The following is a 3,584-nucleotide window of genomic DNA, read 5'->3' as shown; positions in this document are numbered from 1 at the left end:
TTATCCTACTAAAAATTATCCTTGTAGCAATAAAGCTCAAGTTTTTGAGGCTGTTCAACATGAGCGTATGGTAGAATTAGCTGCCGAGCAGGTGCGTAATTTTGATATATTGAGATGGAGAAAAAATAAAAAACAAACAAGTGAGCCTATATCTTATTTTACGGCCAACAAGTTTGAGCTTTTGCCTATCCCTCAGTCTGAAATTGACAATAATCCAAATATTGATAATAAGGACCAAAACCCTGGTTATTAAGAATTATCGTTTCTGTTTTCAAAGAGGCTGCCCTAAAAAGGTGGCCTCTTTTTTTATTTCATTTTTTAGTAATTCCACATCTACCCTGTAATTTAAATTTCAGTCATCGCTTTTGTCAGAAGTTATTTACGCCCAGCATTTACTGTCGATAAAGTTTGAAAATTGCATTATTTATTTTTTTTATATAAATATTTGCTTATTTAAATATTAACTATTATACTTGTGGTATAATATACTATAAGCATATGGTTTTTTATACTATAAGAAATATGGTTTGGATACTTATGAATACAAAATGTATCCAGTTACCACTTATAGTTATGGTTTGAGCGGACGAATGAGTATTAAATAACAGTGACCTGTACTGAGTTTTTATTAGATAATTACCCCTAAAACATAAATCTAATTTTTTATCATTCAACCTTGAAAAACAATGCAAAAAAATCAATTCAGTTCGAAATTTTCTCATGCTACCCTTTTATTAGTACTGATTTTGGGGTGTGGAATTATGAGCAGCTGTCAAAAGTCTAATGAAGAAGAAATCGTTAGCTCTGGCAATCGAGTTTCAGGATATGTTGACTCACTGGGCAAATCAATTGCCGCTCCTCAAAAATTGAAAGAGAATGATCAAGGAACCTACAATGGCTGGTTTTGGTCTCTTTATCGTGAAGGAGGCTCTGGTTCGTTGACTCATGGTTCTGGTGGAAATTTTGCGATTTCATACAGCAACTGCAGAGATATAGTCGGCGGAAAAGGATGGAATCCTGGTGCAGCTCGTACAATTAATTACAATGTTGGATCACTGACAGGAGCGTTCGACTTTGTGGGTGTTTATGGCTGGACCCGTAGCCCACTAATTGAATATTATGTGTCGGAATTTGGTTCGATACCTGGTAGCACTCAGGTTAATACCGTTACGATCGATGGACGAACCTACAGATTTATTAAAAACCAACGTGTAAATGCTCCGTCAATTATTGGTACTGCCACATTCTGGCAATATATCGATAACTGGGGTGGATCATCAAGAGGCACCAACAGAAGTATCAATATGTCGGCACATATTAATAACTGGAGGTCTCGCGGTGGTCAAGGTTTTGGTTCGTACGATTATCAAATCTTGGCACTCGAAGCTTTCAACTATAAAAGTGGTTCTATAAACGCTACTGTTTGGTAATATACAGTGCTTGGGGTAAATTATAAGTGTGGGTATCAATCAGTAAAAAAGCTTTTATTGGTTGATACTTTACTTCTTAAAGCTAAAAAGTAGAAAAAATCTTAAAGAACACCTCGATGAAAAACCTTAACATTTTAGTACTCATTTGTGTGGTACTTTGTTATTCATGCTTATATGAATCTATACCTAAGATGATATTGGTTGATGGTAACAGAAATCTTAAATCTTTTTGGATTTCATCTCACGAAACCACCCAAGCCGAATGGGTTCAGATCATGGGAAAGAACCCAGCAAAATTTAGAAATATCAATAACCCAGTCGAAAATGTTTCATGGTACGATTGCATTGAATATTGTAATTCAAGAAGTAAAAAAGAAGGTTTACAGTTGTACTATAATATTGATAAGATAAATAAAGACACCTTTAATACTAACCCTTTAGACGATGTGAGGTGGACGGTTACAAGAAATGTAAACGCTAACGGGTATCGACTTCCAACAAAAGAAGAATGGACTTACGCTGCATCTGGTGGAAAATTATCCAAAAAACTCAAGTATTCGGGCAGTAATAATATTCAAGATGTTGCATGGTATTGGCAAAATTCTGGTGATAAATTCCTGAAGGGGTTTTGGAATTGGAAAATGCTTGAAAGTAATCATAATTCAACTCATGAAGTGGGCTCGAAAAAACCGAACGAGTTGGGTATTTTTGATATGTCGGGTAATGTCCGTGAATGGTGTTGGGACTGGTTTTTGGTAGAAGGCATTCAATCTCCAATCAGCCGAGTCTGGATGGGTGGCGGCTGGATTGGTGCCGACTTTTGCTGTGAAGTAAATTACATTGGCGACCATCAGCCCAATGGTATTGGTCCTGACCATGGTTTTAGGGTTTGCAAAAATGCCAACTGAAACACAAAACTTATTTCTTTTGACATTTTTCTGACGGGTAATTTCGCAAAAACTATTCTATAAAATTGTTTAGTTTTTGCTGATTATCAAATGATTTAGTATTCCACATACTTTTTTTACACCAAACTAACTTACTTTTCCTGATTGATTTTACCTCCTCTTCTTATATAAAAGGTTTCCAGTGAATTTTTAATTTTTTAAAAACTTATTCAATGAAAAAAAGATCCTTTTTAATACTTATGGTTGTTTTTACTATAAGTTGCTTGACTACTACCTTATTTGGGCAGGTAAATCTTGTGCCAAACCCTGGTTTTGAGAATGGAACAGGTGATAATTTCACCAATTGGAGTAAATTTAATGGAGCTACTTACCTAACGGCCACCACCACCGCAGGCGAATTTAGAAGTGGCACACGAGCATTGAAGTCAGCTGGGCCAGGTTTTGCTGGCCAACAGTGGCAAGTACAGATTGTAAGTGATAATATCGCAACAACAATTGGTACAAGCTATACATTTAAGATTTGGGTTAAAGCTGCTACGAGCGGTGGCACCATACGTTTTTCTACGCAGCCTAATTCGCTTTACAGTGCAGATTTTAGTGTACCTTCGGGTACTTGGACCGAGCTTACTTGGACTTTTACTGCTAATTCGGCAGCTACAAGAATTGCACTGGATTTGGGCCAAAGCAATGTAGTATATTATTTAGATGATATGGAAATGCTCGGAAATGCCGCACCAACCGTCATACTGACCAATCATTTGCCCAATTCGAGTTTTGAAGATGGAAGCGGCTCTGCTTTCACACACTGGACTGGTATTAATGCCCCTACTTCTTTTGACCAAACAACCGTTCCTGCCGAAGTCCGAACAGGTACAAGGGCTTTAAAGGTGGTTTCTGCCATCTCAAATCAGAGTGACCCTTGGCGAGTTCAGATTGGAAGTGCATTCTTGAATACTCCCGTTGGTAAAAATTTTAGTTATTCAATCTATGTAAAAGTAGCAAGTGGTACGGGCAAAGTGCGGCTTTCGACCATCTCTCCACTGGCAAATTATGCAGCCTATGCCTATTCGCCATTAACTGATGTAGGAACCGACTGGCAGAAAATTACTCTAAACTTTGTTCCAGTTGAGCCTACTACTCGTGTAGCTATTGATTTGGCTGGGGCTGCCAACACCTATTTGATTGATGATGCAAGTGTAACTACATCGGATGCCGTTATAACTGCAAACGGTGGTTTTGAGTGGGG

At 37.6% G+C, this 3,584-nt stretch carries 4 protein-coding genes; all 4 read left to right on the top strand.

Annotated elements, in window-relative coordinates; all coding sequences use genetic code 11:
* A partial coding sequence (locus ACOVO2_RS09210; RefSeq protein ID WP_421769680.1) for a RagB/SusD family nutrient uptake outer membrane protein occupies positions 1 to 253 on the top strand: 253 nt, incomplete at its 5' end.
* Positions 254 to 686: 433 nt separating this feature from the next.
* On the top strand, positions 687 to 1,430 hold the full coding sequence (locus tag ACOVO2_RS09205) for a glycoside hydrolase family 11 protein (RefSeq protein ID WP_421769679.1): 744 nt from the start codon (positions 687 to 689) through the stop codon (positions 1,428 to 1,430).
* A gap of 116 nt (positions 1,431 to 1,546) precedes the next feature.
* Positions 1,547 to 2,338 carry a formylglycine-generating enzyme family protein gene (locus ACOVO2_RS09200; RefSeq protein ID WP_421769678.1) on the top strand — a complete coding sequence of 264 codons (792 nt, stop codon included), beginning with the start codon at positions 1,547 to 1,549 and terminating at the stop codon, positions 2,336 to 2,338.
* 212 nt (positions 2,339 to 2,550) lie between these two features.
* The coding region (locus tag ACOVO2_RS09195; protein ID WP_421769677.1) for a carbohydrate binding domain-containing protein at positions 2,551 to 3,584 on the top strand (1,034 nt) is incomplete at its 3' end.

The sequence above is a fragment of the Emticicia sp. genome, from assembly GCF_049241225.1.
GTDB lineage: Bacteria > Bacteroidota > Bacteroidia > Cytophagales > Spirosomataceae > Emticicia.
Note: the sequence above shows the minus strand (reverse complement) of the source record. Positions and strands in the feature narration are given on the sequence as shown.

What these genes read in the sequence shown, in the direction of transcription:
- ACOVO2_RS09200 (WP_421769678.1), top strand. Translation starts at nt 1,547, where the DNA reads ATGAAAAACCTTAACATTTTAGTACTCATTTGTGTGGTACTTTGTTAT.
- ACOVO2_RS09205 (WP_421769679.1), top strand. Translation starts at nt 687, where the DNA reads ATGCAAAAAAATCAATTCAGTTCGAAATTTTCTCATGCTACCCTTTTA.